This is a genomic window from Serratia sp. J2 (assembly GCF_046269175.1).
Classification (GTDB): Bacteria; Pseudomonadota; Gammaproteobacteria; order Enterobacterales; family Enterobacteriaceae; genus Chania; species Chania fonticola_C.
Window position 1 is genome coordinate 91309 of sequence record NZ_JBKABN010000002.1, and the last position, 23325, is coordinate 114633.

Genomic DNA, 23325 nt, shown 5'->3' on the forward strand with positions numbered 1-23325 from the left:
CAAGCCAGCCAAAATATTTATAAATAAAATATCTCAAGGAGTAAAATAATCATGGCGAATAATATGGAAAAAATAACGCTCACCCCCTATCAGACAATTTTTTATTATGAGTGGCTACAAGATCCCGATCGCAGTGATTACAATATGGTGATCGACAATACTATTGTCGGCGAAATAGACAAAAAAAAGTATAACGATAGTTTTGAACAGCTGCTTAACGAGCATTTTATTACCCGTCATAACATTGATGACGGGCCTGATGGAGCCTTTTGGATACCGAGAGAGCCCTTTTTCAATTTAGTCACCTATCACGACACCCCGTTAACCGATGAAGAAATTTATGCGTTAGTCTCTGCACCCTTTGACTTAAGAAATGATCCGCTGGTACGGATACATTTGATTTCTCTTGGGGAAGAACGATACCGTACATTGTTTATTTTTCATCATATTGTTGTCGATGGCATCAGTACCGAAGAGATCTGGGACAAATGGCGTAAACGCTATAATGGCATCGACTATCAGGTGCCATCGCTGCAAGATCAAGGGGCTATGCACCAGCAGCTTTGCCATAATTTCGCCACGCTTCTGCAAGAAAAAGGCGAGCAAATGCGTGAGTTCTGGCGCGAGCGTCTGGGCGATCTTGAAGGCGTTGATTTACGCTTTTTACAAACAGGCCGCCAGCTTACAACCGTTGCAACCCGGCGTCAGATCAGCGAGTTACTGTTTGGTTTTGATGAAGATATCAGCCGACGCGTAAAGCTGTTACTGCGCAAGTATAAGTTGACCACTTACCTGTTTGGGCAAATGGTCATGGCACTGCTGTTACACAAAATGTCAGGGCAAAAAGCCGTTGCGCTCGCTTACCCGGTGGCGATCTCTGAAGGTAAGGAGCTGTTGTATGGCGCGCATATCAATACCTTGGCTATCGATTATCGCTTTGCGGATGATGCGACTATCCGTAGCGTTATTGCCAGTGTTCATCGTTATTACAAAGCATTAAAGCAGACAAAAGCCAAATATTTACCTGTCCATGAGATCCTGGCTTGTGGTGAGGCCACCGGTGTACTGGATGTCGCTTTTGCCCAAACTTTCCTGCGTGATCATCATACCCATTTTAGTGGCATCGTGGATGAGTCGGCCAATCACGACTTCCATATTGACCTGGTGAATGAACTGTTGTTTGAACAGGAGGTGTTAGCGAGTGGTATCAACTATCGCGTCAGGTTTGATCGCAACGTCCTTGATGCCTCTTTGGTTGAGAATTTTATCGATCTGTATAAAGATCTGTTTATTAATACGCTTGATAAGCTGCTTGCAGGTGAAGTAGACACGCCAATAAAGACCATCACGCTGATTGCGCAGCCGCCACGCCACACCCAGCATGTATGCGCTGGGGCTAAAGTCCCTCAACATTCGATTGTCGAACAATTTGAGCGTATGGCCGCGACTTACCCAGCCCGCAACGCCGTTGTCTATGACAATCAAACACTGTCCTATCAACAGCTTAATCAACAGGCCAACCGTCTGGCTGATTACCTAAGGTGTGAACTGCGGATCAAGAGCGGCGATTTCGTCGCCCTGTGCCTTGAAAAGTCGGCAGCAATGCCCGTATGTATTCTTGCCATACTCAAAACGGGGGCAGCGTATGTTCCGCTTAACCCTGGCGAGGCCGGGAACAGGCTAAGTTTTATTCTGCAGGACACGCAAGCGAAAGCCATCTTGGGCGATAGCGCCAGCGTGAGCTATTTGAATCAGATTGCAGAGTTGCCACAGGTGCCGATTATTGCCGTTGATAACCCGCAGTTTCAGCGCGACCTGGTTGCTCAGCAGCAGTCAGAGAACCTTGATATCGCCATAAATTTGCACCAGTTAGCCTATATTATTTATACCAGCGGCACGACAGGTAAGCCAAAAGGCGTGATGATTGAACACGCGGGATTAATCAATCTGGCGCTGGTTCAGGGCGAAGCGTTTGGCTTGGCACCTGACGAGGAGTCGATAAAGCAATGTCTTTGGTATGCCGCCTATGTTTTTGATGCCCATGTCTCTGAGCTCTTTACGGCGATTGCCAATGGCCATGTGATACATATTTTGCCGGAAAATAAGCGCAAGGATTTTGACGCGTTAGCGGAATATATTGCCGATGCTCGCATTGATATTGCCACTATTCCCCCGGCATTATTGGATAAAAACTCCCTTTTAGCGCTCTCTACTCTGGTTGTTGCTGGTGAACCTTGTAATCGTGAGATTATGCAACGTTATCGTGCGCAGGGAACAACGGTTATCAACGCCTATGGCCCGACGGAAAGCAGTGTCTGTGCGACGTTGCACTATTACGAAAATGGCGATGGCAACCTCAATATCGGCCTGCCGCTACTGAATCTTGATGTGCATGTTTTAGATGAACACCTGGCACCTGTCCCCGTCGGTGTGATCGGTGAGCTTTATATCAGTGGCGTTGGCCTGGCCCGGGGTTATCTGAATGATACGCAGCAGACCGAGCGTGCCTTTATCGCCAATCCCTTCCAGAGCGACGAGCAAAAGCAGCGCAATGAAGCGGCACGGCTGTATAAAACCGGCGATCTTGTCCGCCGCTTGGCCGACGGTCACATTGAGTATGTCGGCAGGCGAGACTCCCAGCTGAAGATCCGCGGTTTCAGAATTGAATTAAGCGAAATTGAAATGCAACTGGTGCAAATTCCGCAGATTATCCAATCGGCGGTCATTGCACATAGGCTCCCGACGGGAGCACTGTCGTTAGTTGCCTACTATGTTGCGGATGTTGCCTTGGGCAAAGAGCAGATCATTGGGCACCTGGCGGATGCTTTGCCTGACTATATGATCCCGATGGCCTATGTTCATTTAACGGCGTTCCCGATGACGGTTAACGGTAAATTAAACCGTAAGGCGTTACCGCTGCCAGATCTGAGCGGGCAGGATGACTATGTCGCTCCTGCCGATGAGATGGAAATGGCGCTATGCCAGATCTATGGTGAGATATTAGGCCAGGCGCCGGGTCATGTCGGCGTTAATGACGATTTCTTTAAGCTGGGCGGCGACAGTATCAGCGCTATTCAGATGGTGAGAATGATCCGTCAAAGGCTAAAAGGGGCGGCCAGCGTCAAAGATATTTTTGACTGTAAAACCGTGCGTTTACTTGCCCGGAATATCGTGCTGGATGCCGATGAACATCACATCAAACATCTCTCCGAGTCGGGGATGTTGAGCGGCCCTGCGCAGTTGCTGCCGATCCAGCAGTGGTTCTTCGATCGTGTCGATCAGGGGACTTTTGCCGCTTACCAGCACTGGAACCAATCCTTTGTGCTGGATGTTCCCCAGTTGGATATTGGCATACTCAACAAGAGCCTGGCGTTGTTATTTGCCTATCATGATGCCCTGAGACTGGTCTTTGCGCATGACAGTGATGGTGGTTACAGCCAGCACTACCAATCAGACGTCGGCGAAATACCGCTGTCGGTTATTGATGAACCCGTGGGTGCCGAGCAACAAATCGCGCTCTTTGATCGGTGGCAAAGTGAGTTTGATATCTTCGGCGGTAAGCTGTGCCATATTGGCTATATAAACAGTGAAAATGCGCCGCGGGCGAAGCTACATTTTGCTTTCCATCACCTGATTATGGATGCGGTAAGTTGGCATATCATCAAACAGGATCTGGAGAGGATTTATCGCGCGCTGGCAGGAAACGCGGCGGGTATTAGCGATCCCGTTGAGATTTTAGGTGAGAAGCCCACCAGTTATCGTCAGTGGGCTGCCCAGATACAGGATTATGCCAACCATCAGGGAGCCAATGAGGAAACGCTTTATTGGCGTACTGTGATTGGCGGTCTTGGTGACTATCGCCAACGGATAGCGCCGCTTTTCACCTCGCCATCCTTGAGCCAGCGCGAGCTATCGTTAAACAAAACCTTAACGCAGCATCTGTTGGGCGGGGTGCATCATGTGTTCAATACCCAGGTCAACGATCTTCTGTTAGCGAGCTTTGTTGAGATCCTCAAAGAGTTTACCGGGCTGCATACCCAGTATCTGACGTTGGAAGGCCATGGCCGGGAAGCGCTCGATACCAGCGTTGATATCAACCGTACGGTAGGCTGGCTGACAACAATGTACCCGGTCCGCTTGAGTAGCGAGGGGGACTGGCGTCAACGGATCGTGACCGTCAAAGAGACCGTTGGCGGGATCCCGCGCCGGGGCGTTGGATTTGCGCCGTTGATGGGGTATGACGCCGACCTGCTGCCACCGGTTAGCTTTAACTATTTAGGGCGCTTTGATGAGGTGCAGCAGGAGGGATGGTGCTTCAGCCCTACAAACAGCGGACAAACCGTTGCGCATCAGAATGGTGAAGCGCATCTGCTCAGCGTCAACTGTGGTGTAGTTGGGGGGGAACTGAGAATACGCCTCTCCGGTTACCTGGCAGACGAAGTATTGCAACACCTGGCGAGCCGTTACCAGGGGGCGATTGCAGGCGTTATTGAGCGCTTGCTGGCGGAAAGCCGCACTTATCTGACCGCGCGAGATATTGACGGGGTAATACCTCAAGCAACACTTGACGCTCTGCAGCGTGATACCGAGCTGGAGTCGGTGTATCTGGCCAATAGTTTGCAGGAAGGCTTTATTTACCACGCGCTATCGCAGGGTGAAGTCGACGATGCCTACCATACCCAGATGTTCTGGGACTATGACAATGCGCTCGATATCGCCTGTCTGAAGCAGGCATGGTTACATGCTCAGCAGCATTATCCAACGCTCCGCCTGCGGTTTAATTGGGATGAAGAGTTGGTGCAGATTGTTGATGCCCATGCTGCACTGAACTGGCATTTCTTTGATCTCAGTGGAAAAAACGAGCACCAACAGCAAGCTTTCTTCTCTGATTTATCTGCCCAGGATCGAGCACGGCCTTACGATTTGTCGATCAGCGGGATCTTCCGTGTCTATGTGGTCAAAAATGCGGATGAACGTTACCGTTGCATTTTCAGCTGCCACCACGCCATCATGGATGGCTGGAGTAACCCGCTACTGATTGAAGCGGTGCATAAATTCTATCTGGCATTGTTGCGTGGTGAAACGTTGAAGCAGGAAGGTGACCACGGTTTCCACCAGGTTCAGCGCTATATACAGTCGAACAAAAGCGAGCATTTACCGTATTGGCGGGACTATCTGGCACTACAGGATGAACCCGAAGATTTAAATATCTTGCTGTGCGGGCAGGCGAAGCACGTTCAGTTAAATGAATATAAGCACATTAAAACGCCGAAAACACAGCAGTTGATGTTTGATGAACCTTGTTACCAACAGCTGAAATTGTTCACCGCCGAGAACGCGATAACCCTGAATGCGCTATTGCAATATTGCTGGCACAAAGTGCTCAGTATTTATTCTGGCAATGCGGCCAGCATCGTTGGCACGGTGGTTTCAGGCCGTAACCTGCCCGTGGATGGCGTGGATCAAACGGTAGGATTATTGATCAACACACTGCCGCTGATCGTCGATCATCAGGCTTCTGTGTCGATCCGCACGGCTATTCAAAACCTGCAGGACGCGATTAACGAGGCGAACACTCGCAGCCATGTCAATCTGGCTGAGCTACAACCGGCAGGTAAACGCCTGTTTAACTCTTTGTTCGTCTTTGAAAACTATCCGATGCCCAGTGGGGACATCGATAGCGATTTACGGCTACGTTTCGGCAGTGCTAACGAGAAGCAAGATTATCCGTTGGTGGTGACCGTGTTGGAACAGCAACATCTGGCGTTGAGCCTGCATTATGCCGGTGAACTGTTTGATGACGTGCTGATCGAACAACTGCTGAACACGATGAGGACGCTGGTAGAAAATATTGTTCAGGGTGCCTCTCAGTCTCAAACCGAGTTGCGTTATCTGCAGGCGGCGCAGTATCAAACGATGATCCACCAGTGGAATGATACCCGCAGGCCCTACGAGCATGATAAAACCCTCGCCGCACTGTTTGAAGCTCGCGTGGCCGCCTCACCAGACAACATCGCCGTAGAATTTAACGACGTGGTGTTAACGTACGCACAGTTAAATCAACAGGCGAACCGGCTTGCGCACTATTTACAGCAATGTTGCCAGCTACGCGCCAACGATCTCGTGGGTCTCTATCTTGAGCGCAGTGAGCAGTTGGTCATTGGCATTCTGGCCATACTGAAAGCGGGCGCGGCCTATGTGCCGATGGATCCGGATTCCCCCGATGAGCGCAATGGCTATATTATTGCGGATGCCAAGGTAAAAGCGGTGCTTTGCCAACGGCAGGCTTTGCAAAGGCTAGACCAGATGGCACCCGGCGCCATGCTTATCCCTCTTGACGCACCGGAAACCACCGCGCGTTTGGCGCGCAGTGCAACAGATAACCCATGCAGCAATACCGGCCCCCACGATCTGGCGTATGTCATTTATACCAGTGGCACGACGGGATATCCTAAAGGGACGTTGATAGAGCAACGCTGTGTGAACCGGCTGGTGATTAATCCCAATTATGTTGAGATCGGTGAACAGGATCGCATTCTTGGTATTTCAGGCTATCAGTTTGATGCCTCCATTTATGACATCTTTGGGGCGTTGTTAAATGGCGCCGCATTGGTGATTGCCGATAAGCCAAATATCCTGGACTTAGACCGTCTCTCTCAGCTTATTGTCGATCGTCAGATCAGCAATTTCTTTGCCACGACCGCCTTCTTTAATACGTTGGTGGATGCTGAACTGCCTGGTTTGCAGCAGTTGAACTACCTGCTGTTCGGTGGTGAGCAGGTGTCCGTTAACCATGTTAATCGTTTTAGAGCGCTTTATCCGCAGGTCAAGTTGGTGCATGTTTACGGGCCGACGGAAACGACAACCTACGCCACGGCCTATTTGACCAATACGGCGTCGCAGGGGTTTGATTACACCGTTCCCATCGGTCAGCCAATCAGTAATACCCAGCTGTATATACTCGATGAACAGTTGCGCCCCGTCCCACAGGGCGCGATTGGTGAGCTGTATATCGGTGGCGCTGGCGTTGGGCGCGGCTATCTGAACAATCCGCAGGCGACAGCGGATGCGTTTATTGCAAATCCGTTCCGCAGTGACGCCGAACGCAGCCGTGGTGAAAATGCCCGCCTTTATAAAACCGGGGATCAAGGCCGTTACCTGCCGGACGGTAACATCGAATATCTGGGCCGTAATGACTTCCAGGTCAAGATCCGTGGCTTCCGTATTGAGCTGGGGGAGATCGAAGCCCGGCTGATCGACCATCCTGCCATCCAGCAGGCACTGGTCCTGGCGAGCGAGAATCCGGCGGGGCATACCCATCTGACGGCATACTACGTTGCACAGGATCCCTTGGAGCAAGATGAGTTGCACGCCCATCTGCAACAGGTTCTGCCGGACTACATGGTGCCGTCTGCCCTGGTTCACCTGCTGTCGCTACCGATGACCGTCAACGGCAAGGTTGATCGTGCCGCCTTGCCGGTCCCGACGTTTGAGGCGCAGGCAGATCGGGTAGCACCAGAGACGGCGACCGAGCAGCAACTGGCCGAGGTCTTCGCCGAGCTGCTCGCCCTCCCGCAGGACAGCCTCAGCGTGCTGGACGACTTCTATCGCCTGGGGGGCAACAGTATCCTGGCGATCAAACTGGTGGGCCGTTTGACCCGCGTGTTAGAAAAAAGCGTGCATGTCTCTGACCTGTTCCGCTTGAGATCCATCCGTGCGCTGGCGGCATTTATTGATAATACCGCGCAGGGTAGCCAGATCATCCTGGCACCGTCGATCGCCCGGCCTGAGGAACAGCGGCTGTCGTTTGCCCAGGAGCGCCTGTGGTTTATCGACCGTTATGAAGAAGGCAGCAACGCCTACAACGTCCCGCTTACGCTCAAACTGCAGGCCGGTACCGATCCGCAGAAAGTGGCACAGGCCCTGATGAAGGTGGTTGACCGGCACGAAGTGCTGCGCACCCTGATCCTGTGTGATGACGACGGGCAGGGGTATCAACATATTCTGCCAGCAGAGACATTCTCACTGACCCTACCGCACGAAACATGCGACAGCGTGCAAGCGCTGCATGCGCGACTGCATGAGCATCAGCACCGGGTATTTGACCTGGCGCAGGAGTGCCCAATTGCAGCCAGCAGTTATACGCTGGCGGGGAGCCACTACTTCAGCATCGTCATTCACCACATCGCGTTTGACGGCTGGTCGGTAGATCTGCTGTTAAAAGAGTTGCTGCACTATTACCGCGTGTTCACCGGAGAGGCCAGCCATGAACTCCCGGCTCCGCCGGTGCAGTACCGGGAATTTGCGCTGTGGCAGCGCCAACACCTGCAAGGTGCCACACTGGACAAGCAACTGGCCTACTGGCATGGGCAACTGGCGGACCATGAGCCGCTCAACCTGCCGACGGACCATGTGCGCCCACTGCAATTGGATTACTGTGGCGACGATATCACCTTCCAGCTGGATGTGGCGACCAGTACCGAGCTGCGGGCGTTGGCCGCCTCGTTGAACGTCAGCCTGTACACGGTACTGCTGAGCGGCTATTACCTGCTGCTGGGGGTTTACAGTAACCAGCAGGATATCGTGTTGGGGACACCGATAGCGGGCAGGCATTACCCGGGGGTGGAAGACACCCTGGGCCTGTTCGTCAATACGCTGGTCCTGAGAAGGCAGATAGACGTCAGCCAAACGGTCAGAGAATTTATTGGCGAAACGGGCCAACAGGTCAGTGAAGCGCATACCCATCAGGATCTGCCTTTCGAAAAGCTGGTTGAAGTGCTGAAAACGGAAAAAGACAGTTCAAGGCACCCGATATTCCAGGTGATGTTCAGTCTCCAATCGTTTGGGGCAGCAGGACGTACCGAAGGAGAAAGCCTGTTTGAGCAGTATGACGCGCAAGAAGGGGCGTATCGGGCGGCGAAGTTCGATTTGACCGTGATGCTGGACGACAGTGAAGAGGCGATCGGTGGCGTCTTCAACTATGCGACGGCCCTGTTCAACGGGCAAACGATGCAGAACTACATTGCGACCTATCAGCATATCCTGCGCCAACTGGGTTCGCTGTGCAGCCAGGGGCGTTCCCTTGCGGAGCTTCAGTACCTGGATACGACGCAATACGAGCAAATCATCTGCCAGGGGAACCGCACCGAATGCGACTACCCACGGGATATGACGATCCACGAAATGTTCGAGGCGCAGGTAGCAAGAACCCCAGAGAATATCGCACTGGTGTTTGAGGGCGTGAGCCTGACCTATCGGCAGTTGAATGAACGCGCCAACCGGTTGGCGGCTTACTTGAGAGCGCAGTTTGTTTTACAACCGGACGATCTGATCGGGCTTTGCCTGGAAAGATCGGAGCGCATGATCGTGAGTATCCTGGCGGTGTTGAAGGCCGGTGCCGCCTATGTACCGCTTAGCCCCGATATGCCCGCAGAGAGAATGCTCTGGACGATAGAAAATATTCATTCCCGCGTTATTCTGACGGAGTTGGGCACGCAAGAGGCGCTGGCCAAGCTGATTGATCCACAGAAGACGGCGCTGCTGTGCGTGGACGATCCTGAGTTGATAGCGCGGGCTGCCAGTCACCAGGTGGTTAACGTGGCAACCCAAACCAAACCTGACAATCTGATTTATGTCATCTATACCAGCGGGACGACGGGAACTCCTAAAGGGGTGATGATTGAGCATCATTCTGTCGCCAATCTTGTGGAGGCTCAGCGGAGTATCTTTGGCACTGAGATCTGCCAGGTCGGAGAGCCGACAAAAAGTTACCTTTTCTATTCAAATTATACCTTTGATGCGCATGTTCTGGATGTGTTCAGCCCGTTGCTGACCGGCCATTGCTTACATGTCTTGTCTAAAGAGATACGTTTGAATTTCGGTGCGCTTGCTGCCTACATTAAACAACATGCCATTGATATCGGCTTTGTGCCCCCTGCGCTGCTAAATAACAATGAAACACTGGGGCTTTCCACGCTAATCCTGGGAGGGGAGGTGGCCAGTAGCAGCGTGATAGAGCGCTATAGCGCTCAGGGGGTAAAAATAGTTAACTGCTATGGCCCAACGGAAACCACGGTCTTTGTCACCAGGAATGTTTACCAAACGGGCGATAGCAATACCATCATTGGCCGGCCGATAGGCAATGCTTACGCTTATATTCTGGACGGTTCTCTACGGCCGCTCCCTGAGGGTGCCGTGGGTGAGCTCTATATCAGTGGTGACTGTGTAGGCCGTGGTTATTTAAATAACCCTGAGGCGACTCATCAGGCGTTTATCGTCAACCCACTGCAAAGTGATGAAGATAAAGCGCGAGGCCGTCACGATCGGCTGTATAAAACGGGCGATTTAGTCCGTTACCTGAACGACGGTAAGATTGACTATATTGGTCGTAATGATGCCCAGGTGAAGATCCGTGGCTTCAGGATCGAATTGGCCGAAATCGAAAGTTGTCTGACCCAATATCCACAGATTGAACAGGTAGTGGTCCTGGCGCTGGAGCATGACTCGGGGCAAAAGTACCTGGTGGCCTATTATGTTGCGCCAGACGCATTGCCAGCAGATGTGCTGTCTGAGCATCTGCAACAGCGTTTGCCTGCCTATATGATCCCCACGGCGTTTGTTCATTTAACGGCATTGCCGATGAACATGAACAATAAGTTGGATCGCAAAGCCTTACCTCTGCCGATATTAACGGATGAGGCGAACTACGTGGCCCCAGCCAACGAGAGTGAAATGCTGATCTGCCGCGTATTTGCGGAGGTATTACAGCTTAAGGATTATGCGGTAGGGATCACCGATGATTTCTTCCGCTTGGGCGGGGACAGTATCAGCAGTATCCAACTGGCGAATAAACTCAAAAAGTTATCTGGCCACCATCTCACGGTGAAAGACATCTTTGCCCACAGAACGGCCAAAGCATTGAGCACTTACCTGCTGCAACGTCAGGGGGACAATTTGCCGGTTATCCAGTCAGAGGCGGGCATGCTGGCGGATGAGCTACCCTTGGCGCCGATCCAGCGCTGGTTCTTCCAGGCCGTCGAGTCGGGGAAATTGCCTGATGCTGGGCATTGGAACCAGGCATTTATGGTTAAAGTGCCAACGTTAAACGTTGAGTTACTGCGTTTGAGCGTGGCTAAACTGGTTGAATATCATGACATTTTGCGTGCCGTTTACCCGAATGATGCCGCTGTCGGCCACTACCGTCAAACGATAGCGACCTTGCCATTTGATGCGATCAATCAACAGGATTTCACAGCCGTTCAGCTCGATGCGCAGTTGACGGCCTGGCAGAACCGTTTTTGCCTGGCAGAAGGGCCACTGTTCCATATCGGTTATATTGCAGGCTACGCTGATGAGACTGCGCGTATCCATGTAGCGGTACACCATCTCAATATTGATGCGGTCAGCTGGCGGATTATTAACCACGACTTACGCACGCTTTACCAGTTCTTTGCAGCACAAGGCGATAACCTTGATGAGACGGCTGATGCGCAAACTATCCTGGGCCAGAAAGGCACGAGTTACCGCCAATGGGTCAACTCGCTGCAAAACTACCCAGCCGTTGCCGTGAACAACCATAGGGATGAGAGGCACTACTGGGAGAACCTGACCACGGATTTGGACGCCTGGCACCAGCGTTTGGACGCCCATCGCGTGGGGACGCTCAATCGTACGATGATAAGCCTGTCGCAACAGCAAACCGGTTGTCTGTTGCGAGACCTTCATCATGTTTATCACACCGAGGTGAACGATATTCTGCTGACCGTACTGGCAGATGCATTGTCGCAGGTGGTTGGCGGTGACAGCCAGTATGTCCTGCTGGAAGGGCATGGCAGAGAGGCGATGTTTGACGATGTGGATATCAACAATACCGTCGGTTGGTTTACCTGCATGTATCCGGTCAATCTGCGTATTGAGCATCGTGACCTTGTACGCAATTTACCGCTGATTAAAGACAGGCTGCGAACCCCTCCTCACCATGGCTTAGGCTATGGCGTGTTGGTTGGCTATGATGCGCAGGCATTGCCGGCAGTGACCTTCAACTACCTTGGCCAGTTTGATGGTGATGAACGGGATGGCGAGTGGGCGTTTGTTCAGGAGTCTACGGGGTCGGCATTATCAGCGAATAACCGCACAACGGACTTTTTAGCGCTGAACGGCGGTGTGCTCAATGGCCAATTACAGTTCCTGGTCGAGGGTGATCTCAGCCCGGAACAGCTCGAACTGTTCGCCACGACTTATCGCCAGCGGTTAATCCAGTTGATCGACGAGCTTAAGCGGTCATCTCGCTCTTATCTCACCGAGTCTGATGTTAATGGCGTGGTCTCCGGTGAATTGTTAGCGCACCTCCAGAAGGATGAAGAGGTGGCGGCGATTTATCCGGCTAACAGCCTGCAACAAGGGTTTATTTATCATTACGTACTGCAAGGCGATGTCGACAACGCCTATCGTACGCAAATGGTCTGGCACTATCGCAATGCGTTGGATGTCGAGCTGTTAAAACGGGCGTGGCAATGCAGCCAGGCGAAATATCCGGCGCTGCGGCTAAGATTCTCCTGGCAGGAAGAGTTTGTGCAGATTGTCGATAAGCAAGGCACCTTTGGTTGGCAGCTTATCGATATCAGTGAGCAGGACGAACGTGCACGAGCAAGCACCGTGGCTGAACTCATCAAGCAGGATCAGCAGACCCATTTCGATTTGTCTGCTAGCGGGTTATTCCGGCTGTATATCGTTAAGTGCGCGGCCGAACACTACATTTGTCTGTTTAATAACCATCACGCGATTCTGGACGGCTGGAGCCTGCCGATCTTGCTTAACGACGTGCACCAAAATTATCTGGCCCTGCAACAGGGAAGCGCGCCGGAGCAAGCCGCAGATCAAAGTTATCTGGAGGCGCAGGCATTGCTACAGACGGTTAGCCAGGAAACCGAGCAGTTCTGGCAAAACTATCTGGGTGGCTTGGAAGTGCAAGAGAATCTCACCGGCCTGCTAAAGCCTGAGATGAAGCACGTCAATTTAAGTGAATATAAACACTTACAAGACCCTCAGAGCGTGTCGACCGCATTGGCCGGTGAGCTTTACCACGGGCTGAAGGCGCTCTCGCGGCAGCATGGCGTGACGTTGAATGCGCTGATGCAGTATTGCTGGCACCAACAGCTCAGCCTTTATAGCCATGCGGACGTGACGATTGTGGGCATGACTGTGTCTGGCCGTAATCTGCCGGTGGAGGAGATAGAGCGCTCTGTTGGTTTATATATCAATACGTTGCCTGTCGTTCTGGCACATACCGATGAGGCGATCATCGACAATGTCAAACGCCTGCAGGCCCATATTAATGACATCAATAGCTACAGCAATATCAGCCTGATCACACTGCAAAAGGTGGGGGTACGTCTGTTCAACTCGCTATTCGTGTTTGAAAACTATCCGGTGCCTGCCGATAACGGCGAGAGCCTGTTCAAACTCGAGTTTGAGGACAGTGATGAAAAACTGGATTACCCGCTGGGCATCATGGTGTACGAACAGGATGGACGGATTGAGTTCAAGATCAACTATGCGGGCGAGCTGTTCAGCCGTTCGGCCATTGAAGGCGTGCTGCAGGGAATTCGGCTCACCGTACAGCAGTTGATCGCGGACCCGGCCATGGCTCCCCAGGCGTTATCGCTGCTGACGAAGGACGACTATACGCAGCTGGTAGCAAACCAGCCGCGGGTTCAGGTTGCCGTGGAGCGAAATAAACTGGTCGGTCAGATGTTTGAAGTGCAGGCCGCCAGAACGCCGGATGCTTTGGCGTTGGTATATCAGGATACTCGGTTGACGTATCGCGAGTTAAATCAGCGGGTGAACCAGTTGGCGGCTTACCTGCAGGCGAACTTTGCGATACAGCCTGACAGCGCGATTGCCCTCTATTTTGATAAGTCGACCCATATGGTCATTGCCATGCTGGCCGTGCTCAAGGCCGGGGCGGCCTATGTCCCGATTAGCCCTCAGGCACCGTTGGAGCGCTTGAGTCTGCTGGTTGACGACGTTAAACCGGTGTTGATCCTGACGCAGCAGCATTATGATGCACGCATCGCTGGCTGTGGTTTCCCTCTGCTGGATATTGATAACCCGCAATTGGCCAACAGGCTGGCGCAGCTCGACGACAGCAATGTACCGTCACGCACGCAGCCAGACGATTTGGCTTATATCATCTTTACCAGCGGAACCACTGGCCGGCCAAAAGGGGTGATGATTGAACATCATTCGTTAATCAACCTGGCGCAAGGGCAGTCAGACCTGCTAGGTATGCCTACGGGCTATGAGCAGGCTGCCAGGCTAAACACGTTGTGGTACTCGGAATATGTTTTCGATGCTCATGCGCTGGATGTCTTCTGTGCCTTGTTGAATGGCCATTGCCTGCATATTCTGGCTGAACACCAACGTCTCGACTTTATCGCGCTCTCTGCCTATATCAGGGATCACGCTATCGATTTCGCCTTTATTCCTCCGGCGTTACTGGCACAAAATGAACTTCTGGAACTGTCCACGCTGGTCGTTGGTGGGGAGTGTATCGATGCGGCGATGATTGACCGCTACTGTGAGGCCGGAGTCCGTTTGATCAACGGTTACGGGCCTAGCGAAACCACCGTTTGGGCGACGGCGCGGATCTATCAACCCAATGATACCAATACCAATATCGGCAAGGCGATCAACAACGTTTGCGTCTATCTGATGGATCGCCATCTGCGCCCCGTCCCACAAGGTGCGATTGGTGAGCTGTATATCGGTGGTGCTGGCGTTGGACGCGGCTATCTGAATAACCCGCAGGCGACAGCGGACGCGTTTATTGCCAATCCGTTCCGCAGCGATGCCGAACGTAGCCGTGGTGAAAACGCCCGCCTTTACAAAACCGGGGACCGGGGCCGTTACCTGCCAGACGGTAATATCGAATACCTGGGCCGCAATGACTTCCAGGTCAAGATCCGTGGCTTCCGTATTGAGCCGGGGGAGATCGAAGCCCGGCTGATCGAGCATCCTGCCATCCAGCAGGCACTGGTCCTGGCGAGCGAGAATCCGGCGGGGCATACCTATCTGACGGCGTACTACGTCGCGCAGGCCCCCTTGGAACAGGAGACGCTGCGCGCTCATCTGCAACAGGTTCTGCCGGACTATATGGTGCCGTCGGCCCTGATTCACCTGCTGTCGCTACCGATGACCGTCAACGGCAAGGTTGATCGTGCTGCCTTGCCGGTCCCCACGTTTGAGGCGCAGGCAGACCGGGTGGCACCAGCGACGGCGACCGAGCAGCAACTGGCCGAGGTCTTCGCCGAGCTGCTCGCCCTCCCGCAGGACAGCCTCAGCGTGCTGGACGACTTCTATCGCCTGGGGGGCAACAGCATTCTGGCGATCAAGCTGGTGGGCCGTTTGACCCGCGCGTTAGAAAAAAGCGTGCATGTCTCTGACCTGTTCCGCCTGAGATCCATCCGTGCGCTGGCGGCATTTATTGATAATACCGCGCAGGGGAGCCAGATCATCCAGGCACCGTCGATCGCCCGGCCTGAGGAGCAGCGGCTGTCGTTTGCCCAGGAGCGCCTGTGGTTTATCGACCGTTATGAAGAAGGCAGCAACGCCTACAACATCCCGCTGACGCTCAAGCTGCAGGCCGGTACCGATCCGCAGAAAGTGGCACAGGCCTTGATGAAGGTGATCGCGCGTCATGAAGCGCTGCGCACCCTGATCCTGTGTGACGACGACGGGCAAGGGTATCAACGGATCCTGCCAGCCGAGACATTCTCACTGAGCCTACCGCACGAAACATGCGACAGCGTGCAAGCGCTGCATGCGCGGCTGCATGAGCATCAGCACCGGGTATTTGATCTGGCGCAGGAGTGCCCAATTGCAGCCAGCAGTTATACGCTGGCGGGGAACCACTATTTCAGTATCGTCATTCACCATATCGCGTTTGACGGCTGGTCGGTGGATCTGCTGTTAAAAGAGTTGCTGCACTATTACCGCGTGTTCACCGGAGAGGCCAGCCATGAACTCCCGGTCCCGCCGGTGCAGTACCGGGAATTTGCGCTGTGGCAGCGCCAACACCTGCAAGGTGCCACGCTGGACAAGCAACTGGCCTACTGGCATGGGCAACTGGCGGACCATGAACCACTCAACCTGCCGACGGACCATGTGCGCCCACTGCAATTGGATTACCGTGGCGACGATATCACCTTCCAGCTGGATGCGGCGACCAGTGCCGAGCTGCGGGCGTTGGCTGCCTCGTTGAACGTCAGCCTGTATACGGTACTGCTGAGCGGCTATTACCTGCTGCTGGGGGTTTACAGTAATCAGCAGGATATCGTATTGGGGACACCGATAGCGGGCAGGCATTACCCGGGGGTGGAAGACACCCTGGGCCTGTTCGTCAATACGCTGGTCCTCAGACGGCAGATAGACGTCAGCCAAACGGTCAGAGAATTTATTGGCGAAACAGGCCAACAGGTCAGTGAAGCGCATACCCATCAGGATCTGCCTTTCGAAAAGCTGGTGGAAGTGCTGAAAACGGAAAAGGACAGTTCAAGGCACCCGATATTCCAGGTGATGTTCAGTCTCCAATCGTTTGGCGCAGCAGGACGTACCGAAGGAGAAAGCCTGTTTGAGCAGTATGACGCGCAAGAAGGGGCGTATCGGGCAGCGAAGTTCGATTTGACCGTAATGATGGACGACAGTGAAGAGGCGATCGGTGGCGTCTTCAACTATGCGACGGCCCTGTTCAACGGGCAAACGATGCGGAACTACATTGCGACCTATCAGCATATCCTGCGCCAACTGGGTACGCTGTGTAGCCAGGGGCGTTCCCTTGCGGAGCTCCAGTACCTGGATACGGCACAATACGAGCAAATCATCTGCCTGGGGAACTGCACCGAATGCGACTACCCACGGGATATGACGATCCACGAAATGTTCGAGGCACAGGTCGCAAGAACCCCAGAGAATATCGCACTGGTGTTTGAGGGCGTGAGCCTGACCTATCGGCAGTTGAATGAACGGGCTAACCGCTTGTCGGTTTACTTGAGAGAACGCTTTGCTGTCCGCACTGGCGATCTGGTGGCGTTGTGTTTAAACCGCTCTGAGCATATGCAGGTCGCGATACTGGCCATTCTCAAGGCTGGGGGCGCTTATGTACCACTGGATCCGTTGGCACCGGATGACCGGGTGAGCTACATGCTGGACAACGCCGGTATTGATATCATCTTGACGGCACACCCCGGCGATGAGAAAGCCGCTGCCCTAGCGGCAACCGGCCGAACCGTTATTGATGTCGCCGATCGGGAAACCTCAGCTGATATTGCCCGCTACCCAGGCGAAAACCAGCCTTCATCGGTGCGGTCTAGCGATTTGGCTTACATCATCTATACCAGCGGGACCACGGGCAATCCTAAAGGCGTCATGCTAGAGCATCACAGCGTGATCAACCGTATTGTCTGGATGCACAAGCAATATCCGATCACTGCGCAGGATCGTATCTTGCAAAAGACCAACTACACCTTCGATGTTTCAGTGTGGGAGCTTTTCTGGGCTAACTGGTTCGGGGCCTGTACCGTTTTTGCCTCGCAGGAGGCCTATAAAGATAATGTTTATCTGGCAGAACTGATTGAACAGCAACAGGTCACGACGCTCCATTTCGTTCCTTCAATGCTGTCGGCATTCCTTGAAACCCTGGAAGGGCAGAGTGCGTTGCAGGCAAAACTGGGCAGCCTTAACTACCTGTTTTGCAGCGGAGAGGCGTTAAACGTGGGGGAAGTCAGAAAATGCCAGCGCTTACTGCCGCATTGCCAGATCCACAATCTCTATGGCCCAACGGAAGCGACGGTGGATGTGCTGTTCTACGACTGTAACGCACGCTCCATCAAGGATGTGTTAATCGGTAAGCCGATCGACAATACTTCCGCCTACGTGCTGAATGCACAAATGCAACCCATTCCACCGGGGGCTATTGGCGAGTTATTCATTGGTGGCGTCGGTGTTGCTAGAGGTTACGTGAATAATAAATCATTGACGGATAAGGTTTTCCTGAGTAATCCATTCCAGGGCAGTAAGGAAAAGCGACGGGGTTACAATGGCCGGATGTATAAAACCGGCGACGTGGTACGCTATTTAGCCGATGGCAATATCCAATATCTGGGCCGTAATGACTTCCAGGTTAAAGTGCGCGGTTACCGTATTGAACTGGGCGAAATCGAGACGCGCCTGGCCAGCTATCCGGACGTGAATCATGCGGTGGTGATCGCCAGTGAGCGTGGCAGCAACGATAAATATCTGGTGGCTTATTATGTTGCCGCGCAGGAAATTTCCACCGAAAAGCTATGCGCTCATCTGCGGGAAACCCTGCCAGATTATATGGTACCTGGCGTATTTGTTCATTTGATGGCGCTGCCGGTGACCTCCAACGGTAAGCTGAACAGAAGGTTGTTACCTGAGCCGCAAATAACCCATTCCGTGACCTACGTGGCACCGGAAAACAAGGTTGAAAAAACGCTGTGTGAGTTACTCGCCGATACGCTGCAAGTTTCCTTTGAGGCAATCAGCATGGAGGATAACTTCTTTGCGTTGGGCGGCAACAGCATCCTGGCGATGAGGCTGAACAACCGGATTAACCAGGTGCTGAGGGTTAAAATACGTCTGCTTGATATTATCAATGCGCGCACCCTAAGCGAGTTATCGCAAGCCATTGCACAGGCTCAGGGGAAGTCCTTTGAGGTGATAGTGCCATTTAGTACGGTAACGCAAAAACCACAGATGTTTATGGTTCACCCTGGGATGGGGAACTGTTCGGTCTACCAATCCTTGGCCAATAGGTTGAGTGAGCGTTACTGCTGTTATGGGGTTGACTCATATAACTTCTATCACGAGCAGAAGGTCGAGCGGCTTGATGAATTGGCACGTTTCTATCTGGAGCATATCGATCGCGTGCTTGATATCACCCAACCGGTCACTTTATTAGGCTGGTCGTTGGGCGGGAAGATTGCACTGGAGATCGCGGCCAATTTAGAAGCGCGTGGGGTTAAGGCGATCACTGTCTATCTGCTGGATACCTGGTTGTTAAGCGAAGATCATTATCTGCGTAATGATTCATCCTTTAACCTGGACTCTATGATGGAGCGGTTACAAATCCCACATTATTTAAGACATAATGTCGAATCGGTTGCCATAAGCGATAAGGTGTTGAATGCACAGCCACTTTCTGCCGTGTTAAAACATACGCAGATCGTGCTGTTTAAGGCGACAGAGGAGATAGATAATGAGGAATACCAGCAATATCGGTTTAACAACATTGATACTGGTGTTGAAAATATCGCCCAACTACAGCTGTTTGAAATAGCAGCCAGTCACTTTACCTTGCTAGAAAGGGAGGATGAGTTGATTAGCCATATCCGCTAATTCTTTCTTGGCGCTGGGCAGGGGGTCTATTACCTGCCCAGCATGCTGTCGGTGAAGGGTTAAAGAACATGACCAATTATATCTACTGCTCTCGTATTGACGAGCTAAGCAGCGAACTGCTTTATTCGCAGCGGGATTATCTTGATAGAGACCAACGGATCTTATTCGATCGGTTTAGATTTGATGACGATAAACGCCGGTCATTATTGGGGAGAATGCTGCTACGTTATGCATTAAAAAAACATGTTGGGTATCAGGGAAGTCATTTTCCCAGGCTGCACTATAACCGCTATGGCAAGCCTGCTGTGATGGGAATGAAAGGGGGGTTTAATCTTTCCCATGCGGGGGACTGGGCCGTATGTGCCTATACTACGCAGGGGGATATCGGCGTTGATGTGGAAAAAAGAGTCCCCATTGACATACGTGACTACCAGGATGTGCTCACCCCTGAGGAGTTTACACAACTCGTTCAGGGGGAAAACGTTGATTTCTTTCGTCTGTGGTCGTTGAAAGAAGCCATCATAAAAGCGGATGGCCGGGGTTTTGCTTTATCTCCGACCACGTTTACCCTACCTCACCCTTTTGCCAATGGCTTAACCGTCGATGTTGCTGAAAAACGGTGGTACTTGTACTCACAGAACATTGGGGGGGAATATGTATTATCCTGCGCCTCAACATCCTATGACACCGCACTGTTTTCGTTAGCCTTTGACACTTTGTTGGCCTGACTTAATCGTCGCCGTTTTCTGCCAAAGCCGTATGCGATATGGCGGGGCGCTCAGCTCTGGCAGACAAAAGCGCTGTCCTTGTCCAGCAAATAAGGGCGCAAATAGGCAACGGTGCTGCACATCGGCAAGATATCTGCTGACAGCGTTATCCCCAATGTTTCGATCAGGTATTTTCTACGCTGCTGCATCCGCTGCCACAGCTGTGGATACTGTTGTTGGATCTCTAACTTGAGCTGTTCATCCGCCAGTAGCACGGTGCTTTCGGCAGAAACGCCACCAAAGTTGGGCACTGAAGGGATAATATCAATCTGCAGGATCATGCCGCTCAACAGCTTTTGCTGAGAGCCTTGATAAATGGGCGAAGACATCCACTCTTCTTCAGCGGTCAAATGCCCTGGACACAGCGACCAACCGTACTTTGAGCGCGGTAGGACCGCTTCCACGTGATCAAACAGATCGCCGCCACGCATGCCAACGCTAATCACTTCAAGCCAGTGGGCATAGGCCGAGAAGTAGGGCTTGGCGACCGCATCCAGATAGTTTTTCGCCTCTGTTGATAACTCACCATTAGCATTGACCGCATAGCCTGCCCGGCTGGAGGCCCCGCCGCGATAGCCTACGGTTAAAGAGATCGTATCACCGTACTTCACGGTGTTGTCGGTTGGGAACAGGTTACCTTTAATAAAGCGTGGGCCGCTGGAAGCAATGGTGACGATACTCGGGTGCTGGCCAAAGCGCACCAGGCAATCCCCTAACGCTTGCTCTGTGACGCCCGGGGCCAGCTTATTCATGGCATCCAGAATGCAATCGGAGGCTAATGCGGCACCATATTCATAGTGAGCCACCTCGTTGGCATTATTGACCGTTCTTACCCCGTGCTCGCCGATAAACAAGTCGGTCTCATTGGATAAACAGGCCTCATCACCGACAATGTTACGGAGGGTATCGACAATAAATGACGGGAGGTCGTAGATTTTCTTGTCGATTTCAGGCCCGTTGGTAAACATCTTCCAGCCAACCAGGCCGGTGCGGGCATTTTCCCGAATGCCAGCTTCAACCAGCAGCTCTTTAATCGACTTATCGCTTCTGCCGGGTTGATTTGGCAGTGAGAATTGAGATAGATGTACCGCCTTGGCTTGGATCCGCGCTTTGCTGACCTTATTGAGATTCTCGTTCCCCAGCACTAGCGTCATCTCGCCATCGGCGTTGATAATCAATAAGGCTTCTTCAAAGCGGGTGAAAAAGCCAACCAGATATTCAAAATTACCACCGTGCTCCACATCACAGTAAATCACCAGTTGATCAAGCCCACGCTGCTTCATCCTGCTGAGGATGTGGGTTTTTCTTTGTTGGATGGTTTCATCCGTTAGCGCAACGGGCACGCCAGTGCAGTCCTTTTGCGGCTCTGGGATGGTTTTTAAGCTTACTTGCTGGTTTTTCATGTGATCCTCTCTGCCTGGTGGGAGCTTTTGGTTAAGACTTATTGGCCAGTGTAAAACAGCTTAGCGTTAATTTGATCACAGTTTCTACTTTTATAGGTTTGAGCTCTTGCATTCATTTATCAAACTGTTAGCGTATTGGACTGTAAATTAGGATTGTTACTGTTTAACAGGCAAAACCTAAACCTCGGGTGGTGTTGGCTATTAGTTAGCACGCCACCCGAGGTTTAGGTTTTTTTTTTGCCTCAAGATCGGTTTATACAACAGGCTGGCACCCCGGCAACGCGACAGAGAGTGATGAGGTATGAACGACCAGCAAAAGAAATTATTGATGGAGTGAGTGACCAATAAAACGTGGCTAGCCTGATGTACGGCATAACCCGCTTGCGTTTAAAACTATTCGTCTGATGTGGGGGATATATAATCCATCTACGGAAGACCAACAATAATACAAACTATAACCATTGAGGAAATAACCATGAAACGGTTTTCACTATTACTTGCTCTATTATCTTCACTTATTTTTAGCCCGCTCTTGGTTTACGCTGAAACAGTAGATGATAATACAGTCACCATTTATGTAACCCGCCATGGGAAAACCATGTTTAATACCGTACATCGGGTTCAGGGTTGGGCAGATACCCCGTTGACTACCGCAGGCGTTACGGTTGCTGAACAACTTGGCAAGGGGCTGAAGGATGTTGAATTCAAAAAGGTGTATGCCAGCGATCTGGGGCGGGCGCGTCAAACTGCACGTATTATATTAGCCGCAAAAGGGCAGCAGTTGGACATCGTTGAAAGCGAGAAATTGCGTGAGTTCTGCTTCGGTATTTACGAAGGCGATCTCGATGCCAATATGTGGGGAGCAATCGCCACCAAGCTTGGCTATGAGTCGGAAAAAGCGCTATTCGGTGATTTTGCCAAAGGGAAATTGCCATTTGCCAAGATGTTCGGCGGTGTTGCTCTGGTCGATACCAGCGGTGAAGCCGAAACGTTTGCCACCGTCAAAGCACGTATGCAATCAGAGCTAAAAACTATTGCTGAGGAAACGGCAGCTCAAGGGGGCGGTAACGTACTCCTGGTTTCACATGGAGCAGCTATTCTGGCCATGATAGCGGATATGAGCTCTACACCCATTGTTGGGCCACTGTCTAATGCTAGCGTTACGCAGATTACTTATAAAAACCGTGAATTTACCGTAGGTAAACTGGGCGATATGAGCTATGTAGAAAAAGGTGCAAAGCTCTGATTGGGCGGTGAGCTAAAGGTAATTAAATAGAATACTATGTCTCCATAATCCTCAATATCTAACCAGCATCAGCGGCAATCTTGTCACATCATCATATAGATAAGATCATTTAGTCCCTGATGCTGGTTTTCGACTTTTTTTCTGCGCAGGAACTTATGCCGACCCACATCGATGCATAAGCTCAGGCGAAAATGCAAGCTCTAATTATGAGTCTGCTAATTTAATAAAACATTAAAAATTAATAAAAAAATCACAACACTGTTGGTCAAGTAATGCACCCGTTGGCAATGCTATGAGCAGACTAAATCAGACCATGTTGTGAACACATTCGGTAATAACTACACATATTTTGTCATGATTTCATTAATAAATCGTTATTTGGGACAGAATAAAATGCCAACAACGTCATGTTTTATAAGTTAAATTTTCCTTTGTGCAGGATTTATTGATCGCCATCAGGATGCGCATGAACAAAAAATACACACAGTAGACT

General features: G+C 51.8%; 4 protein-coding genes. 3 read left to right on the forward strand and 1 reads right to left on the reverse strand.

What is annotated here, in order from left to right:
* The first annotated feature begins 51 nt into the window (after positions 1 to 51).
* Positions 52 to 19416 (forward strand): amino acid adenylation domain-containing protein, encoded by a 19365-nt coding sequence (locus ACKWMY_RS02420; protein ID WP_409485829.1) that lies wholly within the window; start codon positions 52 to 54, stop codon positions 19414 to 19416.
* A gap of 68 nt (positions 19417 to 19484) precedes the next feature.
* On the forward strand, positions 19485 to 20144 hold the full coding sequence (locus ACKWMY_RS02425; protein WP_409485830.1) for a 4'-phosphopantetheinyl transferase family protein: 660 nt from the start codon (positions 19485 to 19487) through the stop codon (positions 20142 to 20144).
* A 50-nt stretch (positions 20145 to 20194) separates the two neighbouring features.
* Here the strand turns inward: ACKWMY_RS02425 and ACKWMY_RS02430 are convergent, their stop codons facing one another.
* Positions 20195 to 21586 (reverse strand): M24 family metallopeptidase, encoded by a 1392-nt coding sequence (locus ACKWMY_RS02430; protein WP_409485831.1) that lies wholly within the window; start codon positions 21584 to 21586, stop codon positions 20195 to 20197.
* Positions 21587 to 22061: 475 nt separating this feature from the next.
* Here ACKWMY_RS02430 and ACKWMY_RS02435 point away from each other — a divergent pair, with 475 nt between their 5' ends.
* The gene (locus ACKWMY_RS02435; protein WP_409485832.1) at positions 22062 to 22832 is read left to right on the forward strand and encodes a histidine phosphatase family protein; all 771 of its coding nucleotides are present in this window, start codon (positions 22062 to 22064) and stop codon (positions 22830 to 22832) included.
* Positions 22833 to 23325 lie beyond the last annotated feature (493 nt).